This is a genomic window from Curtobacterium sp. NPDC090217, from assembly GCF_044746705.1.
Taxonomy (GTDB): Bacteria; Actinomycetota; Actinomycetes; order Actinomycetales; family Microbacteriaceae; genus Curtobacterium.
Genome location: NZ_JBIVCR010000010.1, coordinates 1 through 3,237 on the forward strand (window position 1 = coordinate 1; position 3,237 = coordinate 3,237).

1 protein-coding gene is annotated in these 3,237 nt (G+C 67.0%); it reads right to left on the reverse strand.

The features are described 5' to 3' along the window. A partial coding sequence (locus tag ACIPJ2_RS19180; protein WP_402730176.1) for a beta strand repeat-containing protein occupies positions 1-2,918 on the reverse strand: 2,918 nt, incomplete at its 3' end. Between the last annotated feature and the right edge of the window lie 319 nt (positions 2,919-3,237).

Consider the following 3,237-nt stretch of genomic DNA (forward strand, 5'->3'; position numbering starts at 1 on the left):
TGGGACGCGTCCTTGGACGCATCCGCGATCGCAGCGGACTTCGACGACGCCTGCGTCTTGGACGACGCCTCAACCGACGCCCCACCATTGGTGTTCGAGGAGTTGTCCGCCTCAGCAGCAGCCTTCGCCGCAACCTTCGACGACGCATTCGCCTTCGACTTGGCGTCCTTGGACGCATCCGCCGACGCAGTCGTCTTCTGGTTCCCAGCCACCTGCGCAGCCGCCTTCGCCGAGATGTCAGCAGCAGCCGACGCCGCCGACGTGCCGTCATTGTTCGCAGCCGCCTCCGACGCCGCCTTCGCAGCCGGGTTGTTGTCCCCATCAGCATCAGCCGACGCCGACACCGACGCACCCGCATTCACATTCGCACCCGGATCACCGTCAACACCACCCTCAGGGGTCCCGTCAACGGTCCCCTCCGGGGTGCCCTCGTCCGTGCCCTCCGGCGTGCCGTCCACGTTGCTGTCCGGGGTGCCATCCACGTTGCTGTCCGGGGTGCCATCCACGTTGCTGTCCGGCGTGCCATCGACGTTGCCCTCGGGGGTGCCATCCGGCGTCCCGTCAACGTTCGAGTCCGGCGTGCCATCGACATTGCTGTCCGGCGTGCCGTCCACGTTGCCATCCGGGGTGCCATCGACGTTGCCCTCCGGGGTGCCATCCGGCGTCCCGTCAACGTTCGAGTCCGGCGTGCCATCGACATTGCTGTCCGGCGTGCCGTCCACGTTGCCCTCCGGGGTGCCATCGACGTTGCCCTCCGGGGTGCCATCCGGAGTCCCGTCAACGTTCGAGTCCGGCGTGCCGTCCACGTTGCTGTCCGGCGTGCCATCGACGTTGCCCTCCGGGGTGCCCTCGTTCGAGCCCTCAGGGTTGCCATCCGGAGTCCCGTCAACGGTGCCCTCCGGCGTGCCCTCGTCCGTGCCCTCCGGGGTGCCCTCGTTCGAGCCCTCGGGGGTCCCGTCAACGGTGCCCTCCGGCGTGCCCTCGTCCGTGCCCTCCGGGGTGCCCTCGTTCGAGCCATCCGGGGTCCCGTCAACGGTGCCCTCCGGCGTGCCCTCGTTCGAGCCCTCGGGGGTCCCGTCAACGGTGCCCTCCGGGGTGCCCTCGTTCGAGCCCTCGGGGTTGCCATCAGGGGTCCCGTCGACGGTCCCCTCCGGCGTGCCCTCGTCCGTACCCTCCGGAGTGCCCTCGTTCGAGCCCTCAGGGTTGCCATCCGGAGTCCCGTCAACGGTGCCCTCCGGCGTGCCCTCGTCCGTGCCCTCCGGCGTGCCCTCGTCCGTGCCCTCCGGGGTGCCCTCGTTCGAGCCCTCGGGGTTGCCATCCGGCGTCCCGTCAACGTTCGAGTCCGGCGTGCCGTCCACGTTGCTGTCCGGCGTGCCATCGACATTGCTGTCCGGGGTGCCATCGTCCGTGCCCTCCGGGGTGCCATCGTCCGTGCCCTCCGGAGTGCCATCGTCCGTACCTTCCGGAGTGCCGTCGTCGGTGCCTTCCGGGGTGCCCTCGTTCGTACCCTCCGGCGTGCCGTCCTCGCTCCCGTCGACATCACCAGCAGCCTCGGACGACGCATCCGCAGACGACGACGCGATCGACGCACCCTGCGACGCAGCCGCCGGGTTCGCCGTCCCAACGATCGACCCGGCCCCGTTCGCCTTCGTCGAGTTGTCCGCCTTCGCCGCAGCCCGCGCCGCAGCCTTCGACGAGCTCCCCGGATCCGTGTCCGCGTTCTGCGTCACGTTCGACGACGCCGTCGTCAACTGGTTCCCCGCGATCTGCGCAGCAGCCCTCGCCGAGACGTCCGCAGCAGCCGACGCCGCAGACGTCCCATCAGCGTTCGCCGCCGCCTGCGCCGCAGCAACCGCCGCCGGATTGTTGTTCCCATCGGCATCCGCCGACGCCGACGCCGACGCAGCAGCGTTCCGGTTCCCGTTCGCCTCCACCGAAGCATCCTTCGAAGAGTTGCCGATGGCAGCACCCTTCGACGCCGAGTTCGGCGACGCATTCGCCGCAACCGACCCAGCACCATTCGTGTTCGAGCTGTTGTCTCCGAGCGCTGCGCCCTTCGCGGCCACCGAACCAGCAGCAGCAGGATCCGACGACACATTCTGCGCCGCATCCGCCGCCGCAGTCGTCACCTGATTACCCGCAGCCTTCGCCGCCGACTTCCCGGTAATGTCCGACGCAGCATCAGCAACCGACGTCGCATCATCATTCGCAGCCGCCTGCGCAGCAGCAACCGCCGCCGGATTGTTGTTCCCATCAGCACGCGCCGAAGCAGCAGCCGACGCCGACGCATTCACGTTTCCTGCCGGCAACGGGGTCACCAGTGTGAGAGTACCGCTGGCCTCCCAATATCTTTCGTCGTGCTGGCCGAACGCCGCAGGTTTTGCTACCCCAGACATGTCAACGCTCTGCTGACCATTCTGAAGCATGACGCCGTTGCGATTCGTAAACGAGATAGTCATACCAGACGGCTTGCTGGAACAATCAGCCCATTGACTGTGTGGGGTGTTGAACCCAACCCTCGGATAGTTGATCCAGTTGTCCATCGCGACGCACTGACCCTTGCTGTTCACGATAGGGCCAGTCTCCCCGGGCGCGGGATACGTCATCAACGGAAGATTTGCATTGCTTGCCTCGCGGATAGACCCGAAGCGCTTGATGCCACCGATCGTGCTGTAGGCGTTGACGTACTCGAACGTCAATCCGTAATAGTTTGAATTCTCTCTGTACGAGAAAATCATGGGCCCAGTGATCGAGATCGTCGCGGCCTGCGTATTAGATACAGCGCGACCTCGAGGCTCTGACGCTTCATCTGCAGTCGCGGAAGAGATGACGCCGAACGCGGCACCGGATGCCGCGAGCGCACCGATCGTCGACGCTGCGACGATCTTGCGTGTGGCAGAGCGCTTGTGCTTGCTCATGTGATTGTTTCTCCTGTTTGTGGAGCGAGAAGCTCCTGGTTGATCCCTGCACACGCTCATCACGTGCAGGGGTCCCCGGCCGGCGCACATGGGGGATGCTCCGGTCGAGCCCGGCCCGGGCGATGGCACCCGGGCCGGAAGTCGTTCATGCGGCGTTAAGCGCCCGGTTCGCCGCGTTGACACCGCTCATGCCGTGCACCCCAGGCCCCGGCGGGGTGGCAGCGGAGCACAGGTACACACCGGGAACGCCCGTCCGGTAGGGGTTCGGCCCGAACGTCGGCCGGGCGATCAGCTGCCGGAAGGTGTTCGCCCCGGTGTT